Consider the following 24,503-nt stretch of genomic DNA (forward strand, 5'->3'; position numbering starts at 1 on the left):
GGCTTCCCCCATGCGCTTTGTCACCTGCCGTCTGCCGGACGGCATCGAAGACCCGGCCATCCTGTCGGCAGATGGCCGTCAGGTCTGGCCGCTGAGCTGGCTGGGCCTGCGCTATGAGACGCTGTCCGACGCCATCCCGTTCCTGACCCCGCAGGTGCGGGCGGGGCTGTCGCTGGCCATTGCGGGCATCCCGGCCCTGCCCATCGAGGCCGTCACGCTGGAAAGCCCCATCCCGGCCCCGGCGCAGGACGTCATCTGCCTGGGCATCAACTACATGGCCCACTCGGACGAGGCGGAAAAGTATTCCGCCGACGCCTTTGCGACCCGGCATCAGGACGCCATCTACTTTTCCAAGCGGGTCACGCGGGCGGTGCCGGACGGCGGCTTCATCGAGGCCCACACCGACCTTGTGAAGAAGCTGGACTACGAATGCGAGCTGGCTGTGGTGCTGGGCAGGGATGCCAAAGATGTGCCTGCCGGGCAGACGAAGGACGTCGTCTTCGGCTACACCATCCTGAACGACGTCTCGGCCCGCGATGTCCAGACGGCCCACAAGCAGTGGTATTTCGGCAAGAGTCTGGACGGCTTCACGCCGATCGGGCCTTGTATCGTCACGGCGGACGAGTTCGAGACCTACCCGCCCAGACTGGGGATCCGCAGCTTCGTCAATGGCGAGAAGCGGCAGGACTCCAACACCGGCCTGCAGATCTTTGACATCGACCACGTCATCGCGGAGCTTTCGCAGGGAATGACCCTGAAGGCGGGCACCCTCATCGCCACCGGTACCCCGGCGGGCGTCGGCATGGGGATGGACCCGCCGCAGTTCCTCGTCCCCGGCGATGTCGTGCGGTGCGAGATCGACGGCATCGGCACCCTGACGAACCCAGTCCGTTGAACGATGAGAACGACGGCCCCGGACATGACGCCGGGGCTGTTTTTAATTTCCGAACTGTAATATAATCGCCGAAATTTTGATTTTGTTTAGAAAAAGAGGGGAGAACCTACCTTGTTCATAAACTATTCAAAATAAGTTCATATACAGTTCATTGACATCCGGTATACATAGGGCAACGAAAGGCGCACCGCTGCGCCAAACCCCAGAACCGTACAGCAATGCAGACCCCAAAAAGAACGGCCTGTGTTTGAGGAAAGGAATTGGAACGCTATGAAAATTGGTTTTACAGAGCTGATCCTTGTCGTGATCGTTGCGTTCGTGGTCATCGGCCCGGATAAGCTGCCGGAGTACGCACGCAAGCTCGGCAAGATGCTGCGTGAGCTGAAGAAGTACACCGGCGCAGCCTCCGAGGAGATCCAGAAGAACGTCGTCGAGCCGCTGAACGAGATCCAGGCTCCCATCAAGGAGGCGGTCGCCCCCCTGACGGACCTCAAGAAGGACATCGACGACAGCATGAAGGATGTGACCAAGAGCTTCACCAACATCGGCAAGACCAGCAAGGAAGAGGCCAAGAAGGCCGAGGAGGCCGAAGAGGTCACCGAGCTGGAAGAGGCCGTGGAGGAGCTGCCCGAAGAGCCTGCCAAGGCCGAGGCTGCTCCCGCAGAAGAGTCTGCGAAGGCGGAGGAAGCACCGGCTGAGGCTGCGGAACCCGTGAAGGCCGCAGAAAAGCCCGCCGAAACGGAAGCGCCCGCCCCGGCTGCGGAAGCTGCCCCCGCCCATGAAGCCGAAGCCGCTGCCCCGGCGGAAGAGGCCAAGGCCTGACCGTCCCTGTTTGGATGCACCCGCGCCCGCGGTTGTACGATACATTGTAAATCAGCCCGCCCGCACGGCGCGGCAAGAGTAAAAAGGAGATTTTATTATGAGAATCGGACCTCAGGAGTTTATCATCGTTCTGATCATCGTTCTGGTCATCTTTGGACCCAAGAACCTGCCGAAGCTGGGCAAGATGTTCGGCAAGACCATGAAGAACTTCAAGGAAGGCATGGACGACGTCGATGACAACGGCGAAGTCAAGAAGACCGAGACCCAGTCTGAGGACAAGGCTGAGAAGAAGGACGAGGAGTAATTCGTGGCTACAAACGTTAAGCGCAAAAAGAAAGCCGAAGTCATGTCGGAGGACGGCAGCATGACGCTGACCGGCCACCTGAAAGAGCTGCGGAACCGGCTGATCATCTGCGCAGTCGTGTTTGTGGTGGGTGTGATCGGTTTTCTGGCAGTTTCGGACAAACTGATCGATCTGCTGACGGCCATGGCCCGGAATGCGAACTATACCTTCGTCTTCCTGGCCCCGCAGGAGAAGCTGATGCAGTACTTCCGCGTCTCGCTGATCGCGGCGGTGGTCATCACCGTGCCGGTGGCGCTGTATCAGATCTACGCCTTTGCAAAGCCGGGCCTGAAGCGGAGCGAGAGCTTCTTCTTCAAGCTGGTGCTGCTGCTCGGCCTGATGCTGTTCTGCATCGGCATCCTGTTCGCCTATAAGGTCACCCTGCCCTTTATGCTGAACTTCCTGGTCACTCTGGAAGGCACCGATTACATCACGGCGTCCATCAGCATCGAGAGCTACATCAACCTCTGCCTGACGATGTTCATCATCTTCGGTTGCGTCTTTGAGATGCCGCTGGTCACCATCATTCTGGCCAAGATGGGCATCGCAAACCCGGAGATCATGAAGAAGGGCCGCGGCGTTGCCATCGTGCTCATCTTCCTGGTCGCAGCCATCATCACCCCGCCGGACATCGTGTCCCAGTGCTTCGTGGCAGTGCCCATGTGCCTGCTGTACTTCGTCAGCATCTTCCTGAGCGGCATCTTCTACAAGCCCAGAACGGACGATGATGAGGACGACGAGGAAGAGGACGAACCCGACGAGGAATAAGCCTTCTGGCCTTTCATTGCAGCGAAAACGCGCTCTGCCTTGCGGCGGGGCGCGTTTTTTGCGCCCTGCGGCCCACAGAACACAGCCGCGCCCCGCACGAGACTGGAAAAATCCGAAAAAATGGCTCCCCATCTGCGGCAGAATATGTTATAATGGCAACAAGGTAAAACGATCAGCGGGCGACCGCTGCGGAAAAGGGGTAAATGAATCATGAAAGAATACGCATTTGGCATTGACCTGGGTGGCACCACCGCAAAGGTCGGTCTGTTCACCACGTCCGGCGCACTGCTGGAAAAGTGGGAGGTGCCCACCGACACCTCCAACGCTGGTGAGCACATCCTCGAAAATCTGGCCGATGCCATTCACGGCAAGATGACTGAGAAGGAGATCGCCGCAGAGCAGGTCGAGGGCGTGGGCATCGGTGTGCCCGGCCCGGTGCTGAACTCCAGCGTCGTGCCCATCGTCTGCGCCAACCTCGGCGGCTGGGGCGAGCGGAACGTTTCCGCCCAGCTGTCCGGCCTGCTGGACGGCCTGAAGGTCCTTGTCGGCAATGACGCCAACGTCGCCGCCCTGGGCGAGATCTGGATGGGCACTGCCAAGGGCTGCCGCAGCGCAGTCATGGTCACGCTGGGCACCGGTGTCGGCGGCGGCGTCATCGTCAACGGCAAGGTCATTGATGGTGCCCACGGCGCGGGCGGCGAGATCGGCCACATCACGGTCGATCCGCACGAGACGGCCGTCTGCGGCTGCGGCAAGCGCGGCTGTCTGGAGCAGTACTCCAGCGCCACCGGCGTCGTCCGCTGCATGAAGAAGCTGCTGGACGAGAACCCGGAGGTGGAGTGCGTCCTGCGCGGCACCGATTTTGCCGCCAAGGACGTCTTTGATGCCGCCCGCAATGGCGATGCGCTGGCCTCCCGCGAGGTCGAGGATATGTCCAACACGCTGGGCATGGCGCTGGCCAGCATCGCCTCCACTACCGACCCCGAAATGTTCCTCGTCGGCGGCGGCGTGGCCCGCGCAGGCGATGTCCTGTTCGACCCGCTGGTCAAGCACTTCAAGGAATACGCCTTCCGTTCCTGCCGCGAGACCCCCATCAAGGCCGCAAGCCTCGGCAATGACGCCGGCATCTATGGTGCCGTCCGTCTCATCGTGGGCGAATAAGCCGAACTTCTCCACAACAAAAAGCGAAGCCGTTGAATGCTCAGCGGCTTCGCTTTTTTCGTACAGGGATTTCGGGTTACAGCGTATCTTCTCCCGGCAGCTGGTTCCACAGGCGGTAGTAGACGCCGTGCTGTGCGAGCAGCTCATCGTGGGTGCCGGATTCCTCGATGCCGTCGGAACCGAGGACGAGGATGCGGTCGTAGTTCTTGATGGTGGTCAGGCGGTGGGCGATGGTCAGGGTGGTGCGGCCGTGGGCCAGCTTTTCAAGGCTCTGGCCCACCAGGATCTCGCTCTCGTTGTCCAGGGCGCTGGTGGCCTCGTCCAGGATCAGGATGGGCGGGTTCTTCAGGAAGACGCGGGCGATGGCGATGCGCTGTTTTTGGCCGCCGGAGAGCTTGACGCCGCGCTCACCGACGTAGGTGTCGAAGCCGTTCTTCAGGGCGAGGATGAACCGCTCGGCACCGGCCAGACGGGCCGCTTCGATGATCTCCTCGCGGGTGGCGCCGGGCTTGCCGTAGGCGATGTTGTCCGCCACCGAGCCGCTGAACAGATACACGTCCTGCTGGACGATGCCGATGTCCTCGCGCAGGCTCTTGAGGGTGATGTGCTGGATGTCCTGCCCGTCGATGAGGATGCGGCCGCCGGTCACATCGTAGAAGCGGGGGATAAGGTTGCACAGGGTCGTCTTGCCGCCGCCGGAGGGGCCGACCAGCGCCAGTCGCTCACCGGCTTTGATGTCAAGGCTGACGTGGTGCAGGACCTTGTTGTGGTCGTCCGGGTACTCGAAGCTGACATCCTCGAACCGGATGGCACCGGGGCCGGGCTGAAGGGGCTTGGCGTCGGGGGCGTCGTGGATGGGCACCGGGGTGTCCATGATCTCGGCAAAGCGCTCGATGCCGGTCATGCCGCGCTGGAACTGCTCGGCGAACTCGACGATGCGGCGGATGGTGGCGATGAGGGTGGTGACGTAGAGCATATAGGCCACAAGGTCACCGGCGGTGATCCTGCCGTTGACCAGCGACAGACCGCCCGCCAGGATGACCACCAGATACATCAGGCCGTCGAACAGGCGAGTGGAGGTGTTGAAGGCAGCCATGGCGTAGTAGCCAAGGGTCTTGATCTGCTCAAAGTCTTTGTTGCCCTGCGCAAATTTTTCGCGCTCCTGATCCTCGGCGGCAAAGGCCTTGACGACGCCCTGCCCCAGCAGGCTGTCCTCGATGGTGGCGTTCAGCTCGCCGATCTGGACGCGCTGCTGGCGGAACCGGGCGCGGAGCTTTTGGTTCAGCTTGACCGAGACGACTCCCATCAAGGGCACACAGGCGAAGACCGCCAGCGTCAGCGGGATGCTGGCCCGGCAGAGGATGATGAAGGACGCCAGGATCTTGATGAAGGCGATGAAGAATTCCTCCGGGCAGTGGTGGGCGAACTCGGTCACATCGAACAGGTCGTTGGTGATGCGGCCCATGATGGTGCCGACCTTGGTGTTGTTGTAATAGGTGTGGTCGAGCAACAGCAGGTGGTCGAAGGCATCGCGACGCATGTCGGTCTCGATGTGGACGCCCATGATGTGGCCGATGCTGGACATGAAATACTGCGCCGCTCCATCAATGATGCGGAGCACGAAGTAGATGCCCGCCAGCTTGAGCACGATGCCGGCCGTCAGGGTGATGCCCACCCCCATGGCCGAGTTGGTGATGGCGCTCATGATCTTGGGCAGGATGATGTCGCACAGGGTGGTCAGCGCTGCGCAGAGCAGGTCAAAGAAGAGGACGCCCTTGTACTTGGCCAGATACGGCAGAAAGCGCCGGATGAGGGCGCGGCTGCTGGTGTGGTGTGCGGCGGGGTCCTGGGTGGATCGGATCTGTGTTTTTGGCATGGTTTCTCCTATTTTTGACCCTCTCAGGCAGCGCGCCAACGCTGACGGAGAGGGTCGTAATGTTACTTTTTACGATAATCCCGCTCGCCGTAAATGGCGGTGCCGATGCGGACAAGGGTGGCACCCTCGCGGATGGCGTTCTCGTAGTCGCCGCTCATGCCCATGGAGAGGGTCTCCATCTTCACGTTGGCATAGCCGCGCTCTCCGGCCTGCACGAACAGCTTGTGCACCGCTGCTAAATAAGCGCGGTTCCGGGCGTCGTCATCGTTGACGGGCGGGATGGCCATCAGGCCGCAGACTCGGATGTGCTCCTGTGCGGCGGCAGCTTCCAGCAGGGGCCAGAGCTGCTCCGGCGAAACGCCGGACTTTGACGCCTCACCGCCGATGTTCACTTCCAGCAGCACGTTCTGGACAAGGCCAGCCCTGGCGGCTTCCTTCTCGATGGCGGCAAGCAGATGCTCACTGTCCACGCTCTGGATGAGGCTGGCGCGGCCCAGCACTTTTTTGATCTTATTGGTCTGCAAATGGCCGATGAAGTGGCTCGGCTTGCCGCAGTAGGCCCCGGCGTCAAAGTTTGCGCAAAGCTCCTGCACATGGTTTTCGCCAAACACGTCAATGGGCAGGGCGGCACTGGCCGCCACGGTTTCCGCTGTGCGGGTCTTGCAGGCAGCGCAGAGCTGCACCTCGGCGGGGTCGCGCCCGGCCTCGCGGGCCGCAGCGGCCATGGTCTCCCGGATGGCGGCAACGGCCTCCCGCATCTCTTCCAGCGTTTTTTCAGCCATACAACTCAGTCCTCCTCCGTATATCTGGCGCGCTCGCCGCCGATGAGCTTCGGGCGGGTGCGGGCGCAAAGAATGTTCGCTTCGCCGATCCGGGAAAGGTTCAGCCGCACCGGCACGGCCACCCGGCGCAGGTGCATCCCGATGAGGGTGCCGCCGATGTCGATGCCCGCATGGGCGCGGATCTCCTCCACTGCGATGGGGTCCTGGAACTGCTTCCAGCAGGTGGTGGCCCAGCTGCCGCCTGCGTGGGGGCGGGGCACGACGCAGACTTCCTCCCAGCCGTATTTTTCGGCGGCTTCCCGCTCGATGATGAGGGCGCGGTTCAGGTGCTCGCAGCACTGCGCGGCCAGCCAGATGCCGTTTTCGGCCAGCACCGGCGCGATGCCGGCATAGACGGCCTGTGCGGCCTCCAGGCTGCTGTCCTTACCGATGTGGCCGCCGACGATCTCGCTGGACGAGCAGCCCACCACAAAGACATCGCCTTTGCGCAGCCCGGCCTGCGCCAGAAGTTCGGTCACGGCCTGCCGTGCCTCGGTTTCAATCTGCTGTTTGAATGCTTCCGTCATATGGATTCACCTCATATCTACCCTTGCGCGCAGGGCCCGCCGCCTCTTGGCATGGTGGGCCTGCGCGTTTTGTAAAAGACCGGCCCGGCCCGCAAAGCGGGACGGAGAGGGTTTACACCCTGACCCAGTGCAGTTTTGTTTCCCCGGAAATAGCCAGATAGACCCGGCTGCCCACCGGGCAGAGCGCCGTGGTGCTGCCGGAGCTGCCGCCGGGGATCGTCCGCTGCCAGCTGCCGCTGGCGGGTGCGACCGCCTCGGCGCGGATGTTGCTGGCCGAGAGGGAGAACAGCCCCTCCTGCATCGTCTGGCTCAGCCGCAGGGCCATGCCCCGCAGCAGAGTGCGCCCGGCGTGGTCTTCCAGCCAGCCGGACCGGGCCCAGCGGTAGCTGATGTAGAGTGTGCCGTCCGCATCCAGCGCCAGGGCACCGGGGTAGCCGGGCAGGCCGTACAGATGGGTCGAGCAGCCTTTGCCCCCGGCCGTCCGGTCACGGGCGGCGGTGTCCACCGCCCAGACGCAGCGGTTCCCCAGGTCGGAGACATAGAGCGTCTCCGCTGCCTCATCCAGCGCAAGGCCGGAGGCTCCGGCGATGCCGGTCAGGACAGTCTCCACCGTGCGGGCGGCGGGGTCGTAGACGTAGACGCTTCCGGTGCCGGTGTGGGCGGTCAGTTCGGTGCGCAGGGCGCTCTCCACACCGTGCCGGGCGCGGGCGGCGGCAAGGTCGGTGAAGTAGACCGCGCCGTCCGATGCGGCAGCCACTGCCGTGGGGCAGGAGAGGGCGCGGCCGTCGATCTGGCTCACGGTGAGTTCCACCGTCACGCCCCACTGGTCGCTGTTCACCCGGTAGAGCCGCCCGCCCTCCGATTCCAACGTCGTCATCCAAATGGTGCCGTCCGGTGCAAAGGCGAAATCGGTGATCTCGCCTGCCGTCGTCAGCACTTCGGTCCGACCGGTGCCGTCCGGCTGCATCCGCAGCAGGCAGCCATTCTTGCCGGATTTGGCGGCGGCGTAGAGCCAGCCGTTGTTCTCCCGCAGGGCGGAGATCTCCGAGTAGGGGGCCAGTTCCAGAACGCCGCCTTCGGCGGCGGGCTGCGCCCCCGTCTCCTGTCGGACGTCCGGGGCGGTGTAGGGCGTGGGCGCGGCCTCGATGGGCCGCAGCACCAGCCCCCAGATGAGGGCCACCGCAGCGCAGAGCACAAAGACGATGCTCAGCTTCTGGAACCGCTGCAGCACCTCTTCCCGCTCGGCGGCGCGCTGGGCCTCCTGCGCTGCCCGGCGGCGGGCCGCTGCGGCGCTGGTCTTCTGGGCGCGGCGCATCCAGCGGTCCACCCAGAGCGCTGCACTGGGGCCGACGGTCAGCGATGCGATGAGCAGGATGAGCAGCAATTCAACAAGTCCGATCCGCATGGAGGACTCCCTTCCTCTGGTCAAAAACAGATGGGTATTCGTATCGTTTCAGTATAGCACAACTGTGCCGGAAAGTGCAAGCGCGCCCCGGCGGGGCAAACAAAAAGCAAGCGGCCTGGAACAGAGCCGCTTGCGGGAGGGTTCAGGTGCGCCATTTTTTCCGCCGCGCACCCAGAGCGCGGCGGAGCGGACGGTAGTACCGGTAATAGAACTTTGCGCCGAGGAGCGGCTCCATCACCTCTTCGTCGAACCGCATGGCCCGACTCTTCTCCTTCCAGCTGGAATGGTAATGGTGGATGGAGTAGGTATTGGGGGTGATGTCGCAGGTGGAACCGGCATAGGCCACCGGGCAGAAATACTCCACCGGAAAGACTTCCATCTCTGGGGTGGACTGGCGGGTGCCGTCGGCCCGGATGCCGAACCGGGCAAAGATGGGAAGATTTCGTTTCGGGCAGGGGGTCAGGTCGCAGCTGCCGTCCGGCAGCAGGAAGGGCAGGCTGTCGTAATCATCCAGCAGGGCTTTTACCACCGGGCTGCGGGCCTCGGCCCCGAAGCCAAGGCCGGTGGCGACCTCGTTGTTGTGCTGGAAGCCGAAGAAGGCCGGATACGCCAGCAGGTCGTCCAGCGGGCGGAGCAGCTCGACGTCGGTGTCCATGTAGATGCCGCCCTGTTCGTACAGGATCTTCAGGCGGGCATAGTCGGCCACAAAGGCCCAGCGGCGGGCATCGTAGGCCTGCCGGGTGTAAAGTGACTGGGAAACGTCGAAGTTCTGCTCGTTCCACTCGATGATCTCATAGTCCGGGCAGTATTTTTTCCAGCTGCGGATGCAGTTCTGGATGTTTTTGGGTTTGGGCGCGCCGCCAAACCAGCAGTAGTGGAGAACTTTCGGGATGCTCATAAACAAAACCTCCGGCTCAGGATCGGATGCTGCTGCGCAGAGCGCGGAGCTTGCGCAGCAGGTCGTGGTCAAACAGGAAGGCAGCGCCCGCGAAAGCAGCGCCGATCCAGATCATATGCAGCAGGGCCACGCCGATGACGCCCGGCAGGCTGAGTTCCGGGCGGCTCTGGATGCCCACGATGCGCAGGATGAGGGCCATCAGGCCCAGATCACAGACCCATTTCAGGGCGGGGCGGGCCATGCGCTGGTGCAGGATGTTCCGGTAGGTGTAGCGGAAGATGAGCACCGTGCGGCAGAGCAGCGCGGCCAGAGTGCCGAACAGGCAGCCGTAGATGCCGAAGAACTGGATGCCAAAGAGGGTGATGGTCAGATTGATGGCCATTTCGACCAGCGCATGCCAGCGGGTCTGCTGGAACGCGCCTTCAAACTGAACGGCCTGGTGGTAGATGCTTTTGCCGCTCTCCAGTACGGCCTTGAGGGCGAAGAGCAGCAGCAGGAAGGCGTCGATGTAGTTGGTGTCCTGAATGCCGCTGGTGTAGATGCGGATGACCGGCAGCAGAAAAGCCGCCGTCATGGTGTAGCAGAACGCGACAAAGGCCAGATACAGCGTCTCGCACAGGTCGAACAGGCCAAGGAACCGCTCCCGGTCGGTGTGGAAGATCTGGCCCATCCGGAACGAGATGCTGTTGAGGAACAGGTTCATCACGAAGATGATCTGGACGAAGAACATGTTGTAGATGCTGTAGACGCTGACGAGCTGGAAATTGCAGAAGTAGGACAGCAGCACCATGTCCGTGTTGTTGAAGATAACGCCGGACAGCTGGTGCATCAGCACCGAGTTCTTCTGGGCGACGGCGGAGTAATCCGGTTTGGCGTGGTGGTCGATCCAGGGGTAGTTCTTGTGGGTGTACCACAGGATGACCGGGATGGGCAGCATGGAGCACAGGCAGTACAGCAGCTGCATGGCCAGAAGGTTCTGGGTGAGCATCAGCACCAGCACCTTGCCGATGCCGGAGATCAGGTTGGTGGCAGTTTCCAGGTTGCTGAGCACATAGCGGCGGCCGTCCACATCCATCAGCAGGCGGTACTTGGCCTGCACAAAAAAGCTGGTGACGGAGGGCAGGCCGTACAGGATGGTGTACAGTAAAACGACGCCGCGCGGCAGGGTGAAGTGCACCACCATGGGGTACACGATGCCGATGGCCACCACGATGAGGGCATACAGTGTGCCGGTGCGGCGGTAATAGTGGTCGGTGGCGGCCAGGATCTCGCTCACAGTCTGGTGTTCTTCCATCGCCACCGGGCGGTAGAGCGCCTGGATGGTGGCCAGACCGACCCCGGCTTCGAGCAGGTAGAGGTAGGCGAACAGCTGCTTGATGGTGTTCAGCTCGCCGTTGACGCCGGAACCGTAATAGGTCAGATAGAGCCGGGGCATGAGAAAGCCCAGCAGGATGGTCACAAACTGGCAGAACAGGCCGGTGAGCATGTTCCGTTCCACGCGGGAAAGGTTCTTGAATTTCATAGAAACTCCAACGCCTCCGGGAAGGCATACATTTTTCATTCTGTTTTTTACTATAAAGGGTGCGGCCCGCCTTGTCAAGAAATCCGGACGAAAAAACGAACGATCTGCGCGTTTTCACGGCAGGGACGGAAATTCGGTTGGATTGCACCGGCCAGCCGTGGTATACTGAATGTGTTCGGGTTTTCCAAAGCATTCACCCAAACTTCACAGAAATTTCCAAACTTCGCGGTATGATAACCTCAGAATACCAGACACTTTTGAGTGAGGAGGGAGCCATAGATGGCAAAAATTCTGATCGTTGATGATGAACCCCGCATCCGGGAACTGATCCGGGAGCATCTGCAATATGCGGGCTATGTCTGCGAGGAGGCAGGCGACGGCTCGGCGGCGCTTTCGCTGCTGAGCGGCGGCGGATACGATCTGGTGATCCTGGATGTGATGATGCCGTTCATGGACGGCATGACCTGCCTGCGGGAGATGCGCACCCGCCACATCAACACGCCAGTCATCATCCTGACCGCACGCGGCGAGGAATACGATAAACTGGCGGGCCTGGAAGGCGGCGCGGACGACTATGTGGTCAAGCCCTTCTCCCCGCGCGAGCTGGTGGCCCGTGTCCGGGCCGTGCTCAACCGCACCATGCCCCGGAGCGAGGCTTCCGACGGCACCATGACCTTCGGCGACCTGACCATCGACACGGCCAGCCACACCGTCCGCGTGGCGGGCGAAGAAGTGAGCCTGACGCCCAAGGAGTTCGACCTGCTGGTCTTCCTGGCATCGAACAAGGGCATCGCCCTCAGCCGCGAAAAGATCTTGCAGAAGGTGTGGAACTACGATTACTTCGGCGAGGACCGCACCGTGGACACCCACGTCAAGATGCTGCGCGGCCACCTGGGCAAGTGCCGGGGCTACATCGCCACGGTCTGGGGCATCGGCTACAAGTTCGACCCCGATGCGGCACGATAAAACGGAGGAGCGCAGTTGATGCGGCAACTGGGAAAAAAGCGGCGTTCCATCGGTATCCGCGGGCAGATGATGTGGTTCTTGTGCCTGATCTGCCTGCTGCTGCTGGGGTTGTTCTGGTTCCTGAGCACCCAGCTGCTGGAGCCGCTGTACACCAAACACATCCAGAAGCAGCTGACGGCAGAGGCCGAGATGATCGTGGCCGAGATGGACGACGCCATCGCAAAGGGGGAGATCCTCTCGTACTGGGCGTTCGGCGGCATCAAGGTGACGAACGACGACTTCTTCAGCCAGCTGGGCAGCGACATCTATTCCAACGGGGAACTGAGCAGCTTTTGTGTGGACATTTCGGACGCAACGCTCCGCACCATTAAAAAATACGAGAACCTCTCCTATTGCAGCCTGCACCAGAAGTCGTTCCCCGATACGCTGGATGACGACATCGCTTATTCCACCGCCCGGCAGGTGCGGCAGTACTGCCGCGAGAACGGGGCCTTCGCCCGTGTGCTCCCGGCGGCCAAGCCGTCGGCCTACAATCAGCTGGTCGTGGGCCGGATGACCGCCGATGGGGCCTATACGGTGCTGGTGAGCACCACCCTGATGCACGTGTCCGAGGCGGGCGAGGTGATGAGTACCGTGCTGCCGCTGGCGGCGGCGCTCATCTTTGCCTTCTCGATGAGCGCGGCGTGGATGTTCAGCGAGTGGTTCACAAAGCCGCTGCGTCAGCTCTCCGGTGCGGCGCGGCAGGTGGCCCAGGGCGATTATGCCGTCCATGTGGAAACGGGCCGGAACGATGAGCTTGGCGACCTGGCCGAGGATTTCAACCACATGGCGAAGGAAGTCCAGCGGGCCTCCCAGATGCAGCGGGACCTGCTGGCCAATGTCTCCCACGACCTGCGCACCCCGCTCACCCTCATCAAGGGCTACGCCGAGACAGTGCGCGACATCACCGGCGACGACAAGGCCCACCGCGACGAGCAGATGAACATCATCGTGGACGAGGCCGACCGCCTGACGGCTCTGGTCTCCAGCGTCATGGAACTGAGCAAGGTGACGAGCGGCGCGGAAAAATGCGAGAAAGTCCATTTCGATATGGGTCAGCTCTGCGACGAGGTCAGCGAACGGTACGACGCCGTCTGTGCCCAGAACGGCTGGCAGCTGAAACTGGAGCTGCCGGACGAGGAACTGCCCGTCTACGCCGACCCCAACATGATGCAGCGGGCGCTGCACAACCTGCTGGGCAACGCGATGCACCACATGGGAGCGGACGGCATCTTCGTGCTGCGGGCCGCACCATCTGCCGAGGGCGTCCGGGTCGAGGTCGAGGATCACGGCCCCGGCATCGCTGCGGAGGATCTGCCCTATATCTTTGACCGCTACTACCGCTCCCGCTCCGATGCGGGCAAGCAGGGCACGGGCCTGGGCCTGTCCATCACAAAAGCCATTTTCCAGCAGCACGGCTTCCGCTTCGGTGTGCAGAGCACCGTGGGCAAAGGAACGACGTTCTGGTTCATCATGACTTCAGAGTAACAAAAAAATCCTGCGCGAAAGCGCAGGATTTTTTGTTACGAGTCGGCAGAACGGTAGATGCCCAGGCTGTTGTCCGGGTCGGGCATCTTGACACGGGAGGCGCGGTCGTTGACCTGGACCAGCATCCAGCCCATGAGGGCCAGAACGGCCAGAATGATGAGCCATTTGACGGCGTTGGGGAGCTTTTTCATCGTGACGTTCCTTTTTTCTTAAACTTCCGGGCGGCAGCGCTTCCGGGCGCGGGCCAGCAGCGCGGCCGCATCGGCAGCGGAAGGTTCGTTCACCCAGGCCGGGCGGGGCGCAGCCCCTGCGCCGGAACTGCCCTTCTCCGCAAAGGAGGCAAGGCCGGTGTCGGTGCGGTCGTTCCAGGGCGAGAAGCCGTCGGGGGCGATGTGGGCACCGAGGCGGCAGTCCAGCACGGTGGTCTTGCCGGTGGGGCGCCAGGGCCGGCCCAGATAGACTGTCCCGGCCGGGCAGTCCGAGACGAGATCGCAGTCCCAGAAGACAAAGCCCAGCCCATCCGCCGGGCCGGACGGTGCCGTGACGAAGCTGCGGGGGATGTGGTTGTTCACGGTGCGCAGAGTGCACTGCTCGAACAGGGCGTCTGCCCCGCCGAAGATGAAGTCGATGTCGCCCGCGATCTCACAGTTCTGGTAATACTGCGCGGAGGCCCGCCGGGGCGCAAAGGTGCGGGGGCCGAGGAAGCCGTCCTTCTCCCGCTCTTTTTCGGGCAGCGGGGCGCAGAACAGGGTGTCCTGATTGCCCAGCAGCTTCACCCGGCGGAACACGGCCCGTGCGCTGTCCACATAGGCTGCGATGGCCTGCCCCACCAGACTGCCCGGCCCGGCATCGTTGGCGATGGTCAGGTCTTCCACGGTGAGGCTCTCCCCGCTGAAGAAGGCCGTGTAGCTGCGGAAGGTGTGGGTGGGCCGCCCATCCGGGTGGGGCAGCTTGCCGCCGTCGGCCCAGACGAGGATGGTCTGGTCGGCACCGGCACCCCGCAGGGTGATGCAGCGTTTTTCGCAGACCAGCTTTTCCCGGTAGACGCCGGGCCCGATGACGATCTCGGCTTCCAGTTCATAAGGTACGGCCAGCACAGCCTCGGACACCGAAGCGTAATCGCCGCTTCCGTCCTGCGCAACGGTAAGGTGCAGCATAGAAAGGGACCTCCCACAAAAAAGATAGTATTATTATAGTCCCTATTTGTGAATAAATCAACGCCCGCAGGCTTCCAGCCGGAGCACGGCTGCGGTGATGTCGTCGGGGCGGCCGGTCGCCTCGGCGCGGGCGCGGGCCGTTTCCACCAGCGTTTTGGCCAGCACTTCGGGCGGGTCGGCTGCGGCAGCAGAGAGCTCCAGCTGCTTGAGCACCCAGCCGGTGCCGTCCACGAGCAGGCCGTCCGACACCAGCACGGCGTAATCGCCCGCCGCCAGATGCACCACCCGGCTCTGCCCGTTCACCCCGCCCAGGATGCCGATGGGCAGGCTGGCATCCCCCACAGGCCGTGCCCGCCCGCCGTGGACCAGAAAACCCGGTGCGGCCCCGGCCTTGAACAGCCGTGCTGTGCCGGTATAGAGGTCCACGCTGATGAGATCGAGGGTCGCGCCGCTCTCCTCATCGCTCTTGAGGGCCAGTGCCACATTGACCAGCCGTGCGGCCAGCTCGGCGGTGAAGCCTGCCTTGAGCAGGCGGGCCGTCAATTCTGCGGCCAGGTTGCCGTCCACAGCGGCCGGGCGTCCGGTGCCCATGCCGTCGCAGAGGATCATCTGCGCGGCAGTGGGGCTGCAGAACTGCTGGACCGCATCGCCGGAGATGCTGCCCCGCGCGGCGCTCCCGGCAGACCCGAAGACGGCCCGCAGAGCGGGCTTTTCGCAGAAGAGCAGGGTCGTCATCCCCTTGCAGGAGAGCACCTGGGGCGGGTCGAAGGTGCGGCGGCAGAGCCGCCCGACCTCCTGTGCCAGTGCGGCCAGCTCCGGGGCAGAGAACCGGGTGCGGGGCAGGGTGACAGCGGCCCGCGTCCGGCCCAGGTCGTCCAGCGTGACGGCAGATTCCAGCGGCGGGGTGCCGAGGCTGGCAAAAAAGTCGGCCACCCGCCCGGATTTATAGGGCTCCGGTGTGCCGGGGCGGCCCAGCTGTTCGCTCAGCACCCCCAGCGCGTCGGCCACAGCGCTGTACTGCTCGGTCAGGGCTGTGCGCATGGCCTCGGCGTGGACGCGGGTCTCCTTCCGGCTGCGGTAGAGCGCAAAGGCTTTGTTCACCGCTGCGCAGAGCGCCGCCGGGTGGATGCAGCGCCCCAGCTGGGCTGGGAGGTCGCCGGTCTCCAGATGGCCGTTCCGTTCCAGAATGGGCCGCAGGGCGTTCATGCCGTCCAGCGTCGCGGTGTATTCCTGCTTCCAGCAGCTCTCCCGCCGCCCGCAGTTGAAGCAGAGCGCATCATGGGCGTTGTCGATGACCCAGCGGAAGGTCTCGCACCGGTGGGGCAGGGCATCGTAGACCTCGTTGACGGTCTCTGCGAGGGAGGACAGGCTTTCAGCCACCGCTTCCAGCCGGGTGGCCGCGGCCGAAAAGCGGGGCCGCTCCTCCGGTGCGTCCGGTTCGTCTGCGGGCACCGGGGCCAGCCAGCCGCCGGGCAGCAGCGCGGCCAGCCCCAGCCCCGCCCCGGCGCTGAAGGCAAAGCCAAAGGCACTGCCGGGCGGCTGGACGCAGAGCACCCCTGTCACACAGCCGCCCGCATAGGCGGCAAACGCTTCCACCCGGCGTCCGGGGGCCAGCAGAGCAGCCGCTGCACTGGCGCAGGAGAGCCCGGCCGCCGCCGGGCCGAGGGAGGCATCTGCCCCGCAGAGGGCCGCACCCAGCACGGCACAGCAGGCAAGGGCGGCTTTCCCCTGGCCCCGGCAGCAGAGGGCGGCTTCCAGTGCCGCGCAGAACACGACGCCAAGGCAGACCGGCCCCAGTGCGACCCCGCCCAGGGCCGCAGCGGCAGCGGCCCCGACGAGCAGCATCCCCGCGCCGGGCGTTTCGGGCGGGAACCGCCGCAGGGCAAAGCCCAGCGCCCCCGCCAGCAGAGCATCTGCCCCGCAGGTGAGCAGCAGGTCTACCCCGCCGCCGGTGGGGCCGAAGGCAAAGCAGACGGCTCCCAGCCCCAGGGCTCCGCAGCTCGCCAGCAGGGCGGGCCGGAACCGACCCGGCCAGAGCCACCGTGCCGCCACAGCGGCCCCGATGGCGCAGAGCAGACAGATGCTGTCCAGCGACAGCGCCCCGAACCCATGGAGCAGCAGCCCCAGCACTGCCCCGGCCGCACAGGCAGCGAAGCAGTCCTCCGCAAAGCCGAGCGTCAGCCCCAGCCCGAAGGGGATGAGTGCCCCATACAGCACCGCCCAGCCGCCGAGCAGCCCGGCCAGAAAAGCCGAACTCTGCCGCAGGGCCGGGCGGACAGCTGCGCGCGGCAGCAGCGCCGCTGCAAAAGGATGGAGGGTATCCTGCCTGAGAAGATCGTGCATAAAAAAATCCCCGCTTTCCGGCGGGGATCGTTTGTGTTGTTCTGTTTCCCGCGCCTTGTGCATATACTGTAGCGCGGCCGTCGGGCGGTTTTTGGGAGGGTGAAGCGAAGCGGCATCCTTTTGCTAAAACCAAGAAAAAAGCCCTGCGGCGTACAAAAACTGCAGAGCTTTTTGGAAATTTTAGAAGATTCAGCCGTTCAGCTTCTCGATGGCGGCTTTCACGCGGGCAAGGGTCGTCTCGCGGCCCATTATGCAGGCGAGGTCGGTGCCGCCGCCTGGGGTGCGCTGTCTGCCGGACAGGGCGATGCCCAGCGGGTAGAGCAGCCAGCCGTTCTTCTTGCCCAGCTCTTCGGCCTTGGCCTTGCAGGCATCAAAGACGGCGTCGCGGTCGGAGAAGTCCAGAGCTGCATCACTCAGCACGGGCAGCAGTGCTTCCAGCGCTTCCTTTGCGGACTCCGGGGTGGTCTTCTGCTTCTTGTTGGTGTACAGGCTCACGTCGTACTCCGGCATCGCATCGAAGAAGTCCAGCTGCGCGGGGATCTCGCCCAGCACCTCGCAGCGGGGCTGCAGGTTGGCGCAGAGCAGCTTCTTGTCAATGGGGGTGTGGACGGCCTGGTCAATCCAGGGCTCCGCCGCAGCCAGGAATGCGTCCGGGCTCAGGCGGCGGATATACTCCGCGTTGATGGCCCGCAGCTTGAGCGGATCGAAGATGGCCGGAGACTTGGAGATGCCGTCCGGGCTCCAGACCTTGCGCAGCTCGTCGAGGGAGAAGATCTCCTGCTCGGCGTATTCGCCTCTGGGGCTCCAGCCCAGCAGGCAGATATAGTTCAGGATGGCAGCGCTCAGGTAGCCCTTGGCGCGCAGATCCTGATAGCTTGCATCGCCGTTGCGCTTGGACAGCTTGTTCTGGGCGTCCTTCATGACCGGCGGGCAGTGGATATAGGTGGGGATCTCCCAGCCGAATGCCTGGTACAGCAGGTTGTATTTGGGGGTGGAAGACAGGTACTCGCTGCCGCGGATGACATGGGTGATGCCCATCAGGTGGTCGTCCACGACGTTGGCGAAGTTGTAGGTGGGCATCCCGTCGGTCTTGATGAGGATCTGGTCATCCATCTCGCTGTTCTCGACCTCGATGTGGCCGTAGACCACATCATCGAAGCCGGTGATGCCGGTGCGGGGGATCTTCTGGCGGATCACATAAGGCTCTCCGGCGGCCAGACGCTTCTGGACCTCCTCTTCGGGCAGGTCGCGGCAGCAGCCGTCGTAGTGGGTCATCTCGCCGTTGGCGCGCTGCTCAGCGTGCAGCGCTTCCAGGCGCTCCTCGGTGCAGAAGCAGTAATATGCCTTGCCCTCGGCGACCAGCTGTTCGGCATACTGTTTGAACATCCCCATCCGCTCGCTCTGGACATAGGGGCCGACCGGGCCGCCGATGTCCGGGCCTTCGTCCCAGTTCAGCCCGGCCTCGCGCAGGGTGTTGTAAATGACGTCCACAGCGCCTTCCACATAGCGGCCCTGGTCCGTGTCCTCGATGCGGAGGATGAAGGTGCCGTCCTCGTGCTTGGCCATCAGGTAGGTGTACAGCGCGGTGCGCAGGTTGCCAACGTGCATATAGCCGGTGGGCGAGGGGGCAAAACGGGTGCGGACTTTATTGCTCGGCATAAAAAACGCTCCTTATCTATATCGGCAAATAAATTTGTGAATTGCTACCCTTTAGTTTAACTGTTCAGCGCGATTTTGTCAACGAGGAGACGCGAAGAACGGCCGGAAGGGGGCGTTCTCTCCCGGAAACGACCAAAATCGTCGAATCTGCCCAATTTTCGGAGAAAAACTTTGGAGCGAAACGCTGCCGAAACGATTGACAAACGGCGCAGAAAACGGTCAAATAAAAACGACACATTTCAACACATTCAGGCGGAGGTAGAAACGATGAAACAAAAATCGTTCGATGCAGTGCGGCAAAAGAGCAGGACGCTTGCGGTGCTGCTCTGTCTGGCCGTTCTGCTGCTGACCGGCTGCGGTGGAGGCGGGGCAGCTGCACCGGAACCGCCCGCGTCTGCTCCGGCGGCGGGCAGAACGGACGAGGATACGGCTTCTTCTCCGGCGGCACCCGCGCCTTCGGAACCGGAATCGGTGTCCAGTTCGACGGCCGTGTCTGAGTCGGAAGCTCAATCGCCGCAGGAACCGGAGGTGGAAGACTTTCTCCGCTGTGAGCCGATGGACTACACCAGCGTATCGGCGGTCTGCTCCGGGCAGGAGGGCACCCTTATCGTGGTCAAAGTCCGCGTGGAAAATACGACGGAACAGGTCGTCCATGCGTTCAACACCAGCGCATCGCTTGGGAACGTGACGGTGGACAACGCAGTGGACGGCATGTCTGCGGACCGGGTCGCTGCGGGCAAGGCCGCAGAACATCTGACGGCGGTGCTCCGGACGACGCAGGAGACCGTGGTGAAAAAGCCGGTCATTGCAGCCCTGGAAAGCGCAGCCGAAGCCCTGCAGCCGGGGCAGAGCGCGGTGGCGTATGGGTATGTATTCCTCCCGGCCAGCGAAGGCAGCTGGATACGGGCGGATTTTCTGTGGAAGGAGCAGGCCATCGGCAGCCTGACGCCGAAGAAGAAGCCGCAGGCCCCTGCGGAGTCGGCTGCGCCGTCGGGCAGTACCGCCGCTTCGGCACCGTCCGCACAGCCGGAGCCGCCGGCCAGCTCTGAGCGCCCGGCCGCGTCGGAACGCCCTGCCGTCTCGGAGCCGCCCGCAGCTTCGCCGCCCACGGCATCGCCGGGCAGCCCGGCCGGGTCCGAACCATCCTCGCAGCCGGAGACGTCAGCGGGGTCCGAACACCCCGCTGCATCCGAGGCACCGGCCTCGCCGCCTGCATCCAGCGCACCGTCGGCCCCGGAAACGCCGGCAGCGTCCGGGACGCCTGCTTCGTCAGAAGTGCAGGAGCCGGATACGTTCGCGGCGTTCCCGGAGTTTACTGTGCTGGGGCAGACCCTGACGCCGTCCAGTTTCTGTGTGCACTTCCGGGTGAAGAACCACACAAAGGAGACGCTGGACCTGGAAAATACCGCCGCACAGTTTACGGACGCTGCGGATGGGACGTTCCGGGAAGACCGGCTTTACCAGAACGGCACAAAGAGCCGCTGGATCGGTTCGCTCTGTTATCTGACGAACGGAGCGCAGACGGACGAATATCCATGCTACGTCGTCACGTCGGCCCGGAGCACCGTGCTGAAGCCGGGGGCCTCGGCGGAGATCTGGGTCTACGGGCACCTGTCGGATACGGAGAAGGTGTCTCTGGTCGCCGTGTCGTTCTCTGTCTGCTGCGGCGGCAAAACGTGCCCCATCCCGGACGAAGATGCCCTGTTTCTGGTGCCGGGACGGAACGGCTCGAAGCGTGAGACGAGCAGCAAAAAATCTTAAAAAAATCCCAAGAACCGGAACTTTTCGCCCGGAGGCGGACTGCCTTCGGGCGTTTTTGTGCCCATTCCAGAAACATCCGGGAAGTTTTTGTCGAAAAGGACCGCAAGCGTTGACGAAGCAGGAAGTATTTTGTATACTAATGAAGCACTGGAACAATTTTCCTATCACCGGATTTATGGCCGGGCAGCGTGGCCCGGAAAAATGAGGAAAATACGAGAAGCAGTGCGAATTAGAAAAAGGAGAAGCACAAAATGAAAAGTACAGGAATCGTTCGCGGGATCGATGCGCTGGGGCGGATCGTTCTGCCCAAGGAGCTGCGTACCAGCATGAAGCTGGAAACGGATGCAAAGCTCGAAATCTTCGTTGATGGAGACGCCATCGTCCTCAAAAAGTACCGCCCGAAGGGAAGCTGCGACTTCTGCGGGACCGTCGATGAGCGGGCCGTGCAGTTCGCAGGCTACTGCATCTGCTCCGCCTGCCGGAAGAAGATCGGTGCCCTCTGAGCACGGGCCGCAAAAAGGAGAAGACGCTATGAGCCAGATGATCGAGTTTACGCTGCCGTCGAGTGCACCGGGGCGGATGCTTCATGCGTTCCGCTGTGTGCCGGAGGGCGAAGTGCGCGCCATCGTACAGCTCTCGCACGGGATGGTGGAGTTCATCGACCGCTACAAACCGCTGGCCGAGTACCTCGCCGCACGGGGCATCCTCGTGACCGGAAACGACCATCTGGGCCATGGCGGGTCCATCCGGACCAGGGCCGACTACGGCTATTTTGCCGAGCCGGACGGCAACCGGGCAGTGCTGGATGACCTCCACGCCATGACGGTTCTGACGAAAAAGCTCTACCCCGGTGTGCCGTATTTCCTGCTGGGCCACAGCATGGGCTCGTTCTATGCACGGCAGTATCTGTGCGAGTGGGGCAGTGAGCTGGACGGTGCCATCATCCTGGGGACCGGTTTCCAGCCGAAAGCGCTGGTCGCGTTTGCCCGCACGGTCTGCCGGGTGCTGGCGGTCTTTTTCGGCTGGCAGCATCGCAGCAGGCTGGTGGCGGAGCTTTCGTTCCTGGGCTACAACAAGGGGCTGGAGGGCCGCACCACCCACGACTGGCTCAACCGCGACCCTGCCGAGGTGGACAAGTACCTCGCCGATGAGCGGTGCACCTTCACGTTTACGCTGAATGCCTATTACAGCATGTTCACGGGCATCCTGCGGCTGTACGACCCGGCCTTTCTAGCCCGGATGCCGAAAGACCTGCCGGTGCTCTTCCTGGCCGGTGATGCCGACCCGGTGGGCGAGCGCAGTGCGGGCGTCCGGCGGGCCGTGCAGAGCATGAAGGATGCCGGGATGCGGGACGTGCAGGTCAAGTTCTACCCCGGTGCCCGGCACGAGCTTCTGGTGGAGACGAACCGGGCCGAAGTTTTTGCCGACATCGGCGATTTTGTGGAACGGCACCTTCCCTGAGCGGCATTGCCGTGGAATCGGGATGGGTGTTCGGAAGATGAAAAAAGACACCTCATGGCGAGGTGTCTTTTTTCATAGGGTGATGGTGGGCCAGGCAGGACTTGAACCCGCGACCAAGCGGTTATGAGCCGCCAGCTCTGACCAGCTGAGCTACTGGCCCGCAGAGGCACCCGGCGAAAAAGCAGGGTGTAACAGATAGTATAGCAAAAAAACGCGAAAATGAAAAGCGTTTTCGGACAAAATTATTTTGTGCGGTGGGCCTGGAGCTTTTGCATCATAAAGGTGTCCAGCATTTCCTGCGGGAAAAGCGGCTCTTTGTAGCCGAAGGATTCCCGGATGAAGATGAGGGTCACGATGGTCTGACGGCCGGGGTCGAGGCGGAGGGTGTAGAGGGTATCCAGCGGCTGCTGGGTGGGCTGATGGAGCGTGAGGTGGAGCAGGAAGCCGCCGTCGTTCTCGCGGCGGCACTCGTAAGCGAACTCGTCGGTTTCGCTGTGGAGGTCGAGCCGGTCGAAGCACTCGTCCAGCGGCAGGTCGGTGCGGAACTCGCTCAGGCCGGCGGGGCCGTACTGGCTGCGGCGGGTGTTCTCGCGCCGGGTGAGCAGCACAACGATGACGCCCAGCGCCACCGCCAGCAGGATGATGGAAATGACAGCGTTCATGGAGCCCTCCTGAATGGTTTTTTGATCAGAGTTTTCCTTATTGTAACACAACCCGCAGGAAATTGTGTTATAATATTGGAAAAATTCTAAAATTTGCGGTCGCCCATGCCGTCTCATGGGCGGGGAGGCTCACAATGAAACTGAAATTCACCCACAAGACCTGGTACTTTTTCCTGCTGTGTGCAGCGGCGGCATCCATGCTGAACGGCTTTGCCGTGCTGGGCGGGATGGACTTCTCCTTCTTGGAGATGGCGGCATTCTGCATCACCGGCATCACCCTGCTGTTCCTGGCGGCGGAAAAAGGCAGCCCGGCCAAAGACAAGCGCAATTACTTCGGCCTCTTCGTGGTGCTGATGCTCAGCTACATGGGCCGCGGCTGGGCGGCATACATCTGCTCGGCGCTGGTCTGGCCCGGCCTGCTGGGCTACGAATACCAGAAGGGCAGACCCATTCAGCGGCAGCTGCAGCTGGTGGGCGCGGCAGAGGTGCTCCACCTGCTCTTTGTTCTGCTGACGGTCTACGGCGGCATGGCGGGCCTGAGCTTCTGGGCGAACCTGCTCTGGGTGCTGCTGGCCTGCGCCCGCGGCTGGGCCGCACTGAGCCTGTATAAGATGCAGGAGGACGCATGAGCCCGCAGCGGCGCGCACCGCGCAGGAAGAAAAAGATCGGCCGCCGACGGTTCCTGGCGGGGCTGGGCTGTGCCGCCGGAGCGTATTTTCTGTACCGTTCTGTCCGGAACGTAGAAAAAACAGACCCGCCCGCAGTGCTGCAACCGGATGAGACGCCGAACCCGGCCCTGCCATCCGGTGAGTGGCGGGCGGTCTGGGTGAGCTATCTGGAATGGGCGCGGATGGACTTTTCGTCCGAGGCAGCGTTCCGGGCAGACATCGCCGCGCTGATGGACAACTGCGCCGCTCTGGGGCTGAACACCGTCCTCGCGCAGGTGCGGCCCTTCGGGGATGCGCTGTACGAGAGCAGCCTGTTCCCGTGGAGCCATCTCTGCACCGGCGCGCAGGGGCAGGCACCCGGCTTCGACCCGCTGGATGTGCTCATCACCGAGGCACACGCGCGGGGGCTTTCGCTGGAAGCCTGGATCAACCCATACCGGCTGAAAAGCTCTGCGGCCATGCCGCCCAGCATCGGGGAGACGAATCTGATGCACACCCATCCGGAGTGGTGCTGTACGGTGGGCGAGGGGGTCTACCTGAATCCGGCCATCCCGGAGGCCGCCGCGTATGTGGTGCAGGGGGTGGCCGAGCTTGTGGAGCGCTACGCCGTGGACGGCATCCACCTCGACGATTATTTTTATCCCACGACCGAAGCCTCCCTCGACGCGGCGCAGTTCGCGGCCAGCGGTGAGAAGGATCTGGCATCCTGGCGGCAGCAGAACGTGACGAGCCTGGTCAAGGCTGCACACGATGCCGTGAAGGCAGCAGACCCGACCCTGCGGTTCGGCGTCAGTCCGCAGGGGAATCCGGAGAACGATCTTGCCACCCAGTACAGCGACATCTACACCTGGCTGACGGCCAGCGGGGCCGACGCCGTGGTGGATTACCTCTGCCCGCAGGTGTACTGGGGCTATGGATACCAGCTGCAATCGGGCAGCACCCGCTTTGCCTTTGAGAACATCGTGCCGGAGTGGCTGGGCATGGCCCGCGCCGGGGATGTGGCGCTGTATTTCGGGCTGGGGGCCTACCGCATCGGCGTGGGTGACGGCGGGGCCAACGCCGACAGTACGAGCCAGTGGGCCACCGGTTCCGCGCTGGCCCGGCAGACGGCCGATCTGCGCAGCCGGGGCGCGCAGGGCTGGGCGCTCTACCGGTACGATTCGCTCTTCGGCCCGGCCCGGAACGACCTTGCCGCCGCCGAATGCGCGGCCCTGACGGCACAGAATGGGGAAACGCGCTGAAGTGTCTTGTATGCAGGAAA

The 24,503-nt window shown here is 63.1% G+C and carries 23 protein-coding genes and 1 tRNA gene; 12 read left to right on the forward strand and 12 right to left on the reverse strand.

The annotated features are described in order from the left end of the window. Positions 1-10: 10 nt before the first annotated feature. The 5 genes from DWY95_RS02890 to DWY95_RS02910 all read left to right on the forward strand — a co-directional run bounded on the left by DWY95_RS02890 (position 11) and on the right by DWY95_RS02910 (position 3,989). A complete protein-coding gene (locus DWY95_RS02890) occupies positions 11-895 on the forward strand; it encodes a fumarylacetoacetate hydrolase family protein (protein ID WP_118552189.1) in 885 nt (294 codons plus the stop codon). 270 nt (positions 896-1,165) lie between these two features. Next, positions 1,166-1,717, forward strand: a complete 552-nt coding sequence (locus DWY95_RS02895) for a twin-arginine translocase TatA/TatE family subunit (protein WP_118552191.1) — start codon at positions 1,166-1,168, stop codon at positions 1,715-1,717. A gap of 97 nt (positions 1,718-1,814) precedes the next feature. Continuing rightward, entirely contained in the window at positions 1,815-2,021 is a 207-nt protein-coding gene (tatA, locus tag DWY95_RS02900; RefSeq protein WP_118552193.1) for a twin-arginine translocase TatA/TatE family subunit, read from the forward strand. A 3-nt stretch (positions 2,022-2,024) separates the two neighbouring features. Further along, positions 2,025-2,828 (forward strand): twin-arginine translocase subunit TatC, encoded by an 804-nt coding sequence (gene tatC / locus DWY95_RS02905; protein WP_118552195.1) that lies wholly within the window; start codon positions 2,025-2,027, stop codon positions 2,826-2,828. Positions 2,829-3,038: 210 nt separating this feature from the next. Continuing rightward, the gene (locus DWY95_RS02910) at positions 3,039-3,989 is read left to right on the forward strand and encodes an ROK family glucokinase (protein ID WP_118552197.1); all 951 of its coding nucleotides are present in this window, start codon (positions 3,039-3,041) and stop codon (positions 3,987-3,989) included. 76 nt (positions 3,990-4,065) lie between these two features. Here DWY95_RS02910 and DWY95_RS02915 read toward each other — a convergent pair whose 3' ends face one another. From DWY95_RS02915 to DWY95_RS02940, 6 genes are all read right to left on the reverse strand, one after another. Beyond that, complete coding sequence (locus tag DWY95_RS02915) at positions 4,066-5,865, reverse strand: ABC transporter ATP-binding protein (RefSeq protein WP_118552199.1); 1,800 nt, start codon at positions 5,863-5,865, stop codon at positions 4,066-4,068. 62 nt (positions 5,866-5,927) lie between these two features. Then, the gene (locus DWY95_RS02920) at positions 5,928-6,647 is read right to left on the reverse strand and encodes a YggS family pyridoxal phosphate-dependent enzyme (protein ID WP_118552201.1); all 720 of its coding nucleotides are present in this window, start codon (positions 6,645-6,647) and stop codon (positions 5,928-5,930) included. 5 nt (positions 6,648-6,652) lie between these two features. Beyond that, the gene (locus DWY95_RS02925) at positions 6,653-7,213 is read right to left on the reverse strand and encodes a TIGR01440 family protein (RefSeq protein WP_118552203.1); all 561 of its coding nucleotides are present in this window, start codon (positions 7,211-7,213) and stop codon (positions 6,653-6,655) included. Between the two features lie 112 nt (positions 7,214-7,325). After that, entirely contained in the window at positions 7,326-8,618 is a 1,293-nt protein-coding gene (locus DWY95_RS02930) for an SMP-30/gluconolactonase/LRE family protein (protein ID WP_118552205.1), read from the reverse strand. Positions 8,619-8,760: 142 nt separating this feature from the next. Beyond that, positions 8,761-9,516, reverse strand: coding sequence for a glycosyltransferase (locus DWY95_RS02935; RefSeq protein WP_118552207.1), 756 nt, complete (start codon positions 9,514-9,516; stop codon positions 8,761-8,763). 16 nt (positions 9,517-9,532) lie between these two features. Further along, positions 9,533-11,038, reverse strand: a complete 1,506-nt coding sequence (locus DWY95_RS02940; RefSeq protein WP_158577508.1) for a polysaccharide biosynthesis C-terminal domain-containing protein — start codon at positions 11,036-11,038, stop codon at positions 9,533-9,535. A 279-nt stretch (positions 11,039-11,317) separates the two neighbouring features. On the opposite strand from DWY95_RS02940, the gene DWY95_RS02945 reads away from it, so the two are divergent. Together DWY95_RS02945 and DWY95_RS02950 are read left to right on the forward strand one after the other, a co-directional pair. Beyond that, positions 11,318-12,004, forward strand: coding sequence for a response regulator transcription factor (locus DWY95_RS02945; protein ID WP_097792924.1), 687 nt, complete (start codon positions 11,318-11,320; stop codon positions 12,002-12,004). 18 nt (positions 12,005-12,022) lie between these two features. Then, positions 12,023-13,531: a HAMP domain-containing sensor histidine kinase gene (locus tag DWY95_RS02950; RefSeq protein WP_118552211.1), complete on the forward strand. Its 1,509-nt coding sequence runs from the start codon at positions 12,023-12,025 to the stop codon at positions 13,529-13,531. A 35-nt stretch (positions 13,532-13,566) separates the two neighbouring features. Here the strand turns inward: DWY95_RS02950 and DWY95_RS17165 are convergent, their stop codons facing one another. The 4 genes from DWY95_RS17165 to gltX form a co-directional block, all read right to left on the reverse strand. Beyond that, positions 13,567-13,722 (reverse strand): hypothetical protein, encoded by a 156-nt coding sequence (locus DWY95_RS17165; RefSeq protein WP_179859523.1) that lies wholly within the window; start codon positions 13,720-13,722, stop codon positions 13,567-13,569. Between the two features lie 18 nt (positions 13,723-13,740). Then, positions 13,741-14,688 (reverse strand): pectinesterase family protein, encoded by a 948-nt coding sequence (locus DWY95_RS02955; RefSeq protein ID WP_118552213.1) that lies wholly within the window; start codon positions 14,686-14,688, stop codon positions 13,741-13,743. Between the two features lie 57 nt (positions 14,689-14,745). Beyond that, positions 14,746-17,031 (reverse strand): SpoIIE family protein phosphatase, encoded by a 2,286-nt coding sequence (locus tag DWY95_RS02960; RefSeq protein ID WP_118552215.1) that lies wholly within the window; start codon positions 17,029-17,031, stop codon positions 14,746-14,748. 189 nt (positions 17,032-17,220) lie between these two features. Beyond that, positions 17,221-18,690, reverse strand: coding sequence for a glutamate--tRNA ligase (gene gltX / locus DWY95_RS02970; RefSeq protein WP_118552217.1), 1,470 nt, complete (start codon positions 18,688-18,690; stop codon positions 17,221-17,223). Positions 18,691-18,957: 267 nt separating this feature from the next. Here gltX and DWY95_RS16950 point away from each other — a divergent pair, with 267 nt between their 5' ends. The 3 genes from DWY95_RS16950 to DWY95_RS02990 all read left to right on the forward strand — a co-directional run bounded on the left by DWY95_RS16950 (position 18,958) and on the right by DWY95_RS02990 (position 21,912). Continuing rightward, positions 18,958-20,451 (forward strand): hypothetical protein, encoded by a 1,494-nt coding sequence (locus DWY95_RS16950; RefSeq protein WP_158577509.1) that lies wholly within the window; start codon positions 18,958-18,960, stop codon positions 20,449-20,451. Between the two features lie 251 nt (positions 20,452-20,702). Next, positions 20,703-20,954, forward strand: coding sequence for an AbrB/MazE/SpoVT family DNA-binding domain-containing protein (locus tag DWY95_RS02985; protein ID WP_118552223.1), 252 nt, complete (start codon positions 20,703-20,705; stop codon positions 20,952-20,954). 28 nt (positions 20,955-20,982) lie between these two features. Further along, positions 20,983-21,912, forward strand: a complete 930-nt coding sequence (locus DWY95_RS02990) for an alpha/beta fold hydrolase (protein WP_118552225.1) — start codon at positions 20,983-20,985, stop codon at positions 21,910-21,912. 83 nt (positions 21,913-21,995) lie between these two features. On the opposite strand, the gene DWY95_RS02995 is transcribed toward DWY95_RS02990, so the two are convergent. Next, positions 21,996-22,072 (reverse strand) — tRNA-Ile (locus tag DWY95_RS02995). A gap of 82 nt (positions 22,073-22,154) precedes the next feature. Then, on the reverse strand, positions 22,155-22,574 hold the full coding sequence (locus tag DWY95_RS03000) for a hypothetical protein (RefSeq protein ID WP_118552227.1): 420 nt from the start codon (positions 22,572-22,574) through the stop codon (positions 22,155-22,157). Positions 22,575-22,708: 134 nt separating this feature from the next. Between DWY95_RS03000 and DWY95_RS03005 the strand changes: the two genes are divergently transcribed. Continuing rightward, a complete protein-coding gene (locus DWY95_RS03005; RefSeq protein ID WP_118552229.1) occupies positions 22,709-23,203 on the forward strand; it encodes a conjugal transfer protein TraD in 495 nt (164 codons plus the stop codon). Then, entirely contained in the window at positions 23,200-24,483 is a 1,284-nt protein-coding gene (locus DWY95_RS03010; protein ID WP_118552231.1) for a family 10 glycosylhydrolase, read from the forward strand. Before DWY95_RS03005 ends, DWY95_RS03010 begins: the two co-directional genes overlap by 4 nt. Positions 24,484-24,503: the final 20 nt, after the last annotated feature.

This window comes from Faecalibacterium sp. AF28-13AC (assembly GCF_003478405.1).
In the GTDB taxonomy this organism is placed as follows: domain Bacteria; phylum Bacillota; class Clostridia; order Oscillospirales; family Ruminococcaceae; genus Faecalibacterium; species Faecalibacterium prausnitzii_E.

What these genes read in the sequence shown, in the direction of transcription:
- DWY95_RS02890 (WP_118552189.1), top strand. Translation starts at nt 11, where the DNA reads ATGCGCTTTGTCACCTGCCGTCTGCCGGACGGCATCGAAGACCCGGCC.
- DWY95_RS02895 (WP_118552191.1), top strand. Translation starts at nt 1,166, where the DNA reads ATGAAAATTGGTTTTACAGAGCTGATCCTTGTCGTGATCGTTGCGTTC.
- tatA (WP_118552193.1), top strand. Translation starts at nt 1,815, where the DNA reads ATGAGAATCGGACCTCAGGAGTTTATCATCGTTCTGATCATCGTTCTG.
- DWY95_RS02910 (WP_118552197.1), top strand. Translation starts at nt 3,039, where the DNA reads ATGAAAGAATACGCATTTGGCATTGACCTGGGTGGCACCACCGCAAAG.
- DWY95_RS02915 (WP_118552199.1), bottom strand. Translation starts at nt 5,865, where the DNA reads ATGCCAAAAACACAGATCCGATCCACCCAGGACCCCGCCGCACACCAC.
- DWY95_RS02920 (WP_118552201.1), bottom strand. Translation starts at nt 6,647, where the DNA reads ATGGCTGAAAAAACGCTGGAAGAGATGCGGGAGGCCGTTGCCGCCATC.
- DWY95_RS02925 (WP_118552203.1), bottom strand. Translation starts at nt 7,213, where the DNA reads ATGACGGAAGCATTCAAACAGCAGATTGAAACCGAGGCACGGCAGGCC.
- DWY95_RS02930 (WP_118552205.1), bottom strand. Translation starts at nt 8,618, where the DNA reads ATGCGGATCGGACTTGTTGAATTGCTGCTCATCCTGCTCATCGCATCG.
- DWY95_RS02935 (WP_118552207.1), bottom strand. Translation starts at nt 9,516, where the DNA reads ATGAGCATCCCGAAAGTTCTCCACTACTGCTGGTTTGGCGGCGCGCCC.
- DWY95_RS02940 (WP_158577508.1), bottom strand. Translation starts at nt 11,038, where the DNA reads ATGAAATTCAAGAACCTTTCCCGCGTGGAACGGAACATGCTCACCGGC.
- DWY95_RS02945 (WP_097792924.1), top strand. Translation starts at nt 11,318, where the DNA reads ATGGCAAAAATTCTGATCGTTGATGATGAACCCCGCATCCGGGAACTG.
- DWY95_RS02950 (WP_118552211.1), top strand. Translation starts at nt 12,023, where the DNA reads ATGCGGCAACTGGGAAAAAAGCGGCGTTCCATCGGTATCCGCGGGCAG.
- DWY95_RS17165 (WP_179859523.1), bottom strand. Translation starts at nt 13,722, where the DNA reads ATGAAAAAGCTCCCCAACGCCGTCAAATGGCTCATCATTCTGGCCGTT.
- DWY95_RS02955 (WP_118552213.1), bottom strand. Translation starts at nt 14,688, where the DNA reads ATGCTGCACCTTACCGTTGCGCAGGACGGAAGCGGCGATTACGCTTCG.
- DWY95_RS02960 (WP_118552215.1), bottom strand. Translation starts at nt 17,031, where the DNA reads ATGCACGATCTTCTCAGGCAGGATACCCTCCATCCTTTTGCAGCGGCG.
- gltX (WP_118552217.1), bottom strand. Translation starts at nt 18,690, where the DNA reads ATGCCGAGCAATAAAGTCCGCACCCGTTTTGCCCCCTCGCCCACCGGC.
- DWY95_RS16950 (WP_158577509.1), top strand. Translation starts at nt 18,958, where the DNA reads ATGAAACAAAAATCGTTCGATGCAGTGCGGCAAAAGAGCAGGACGCTT.
- DWY95_RS02985 (WP_118552223.1), top strand. Translation starts at nt 20,703, where the DNA reads ATGAAAAGTACAGGAATCGTTCGCGGGATCGATGCGCTGGGGCGGATC.
- DWY95_RS02990 (WP_118552225.1), top strand. Translation starts at nt 20,983, where the DNA reads ATGAGCCAGATGATCGAGTTTACGCTGCCGTCGAGTGCACCGGGGCGG.
- DWY95_RS03000 (WP_118552227.1), bottom strand. Translation starts at nt 22,574, where the DNA reads ATGAACGCTGTCATTTCCATCATCCTGCTGGCGGTGGCGCTGGGCGTC.
- DWY95_RS03005 (WP_118552229.1), top strand. Translation starts at nt 22,709, where the DNA reads ATGAAACTGAAATTCACCCACAAGACCTGGTACTTTTTCCTGCTGTGT.
- DWY95_RS03010 (WP_118552231.1), top strand. Translation starts at nt 23,200, where the DNA reads ATGAGCCCGCAGCGGCGCGCACCGCGCAGGAAGAAAAAGATCGGCCGC.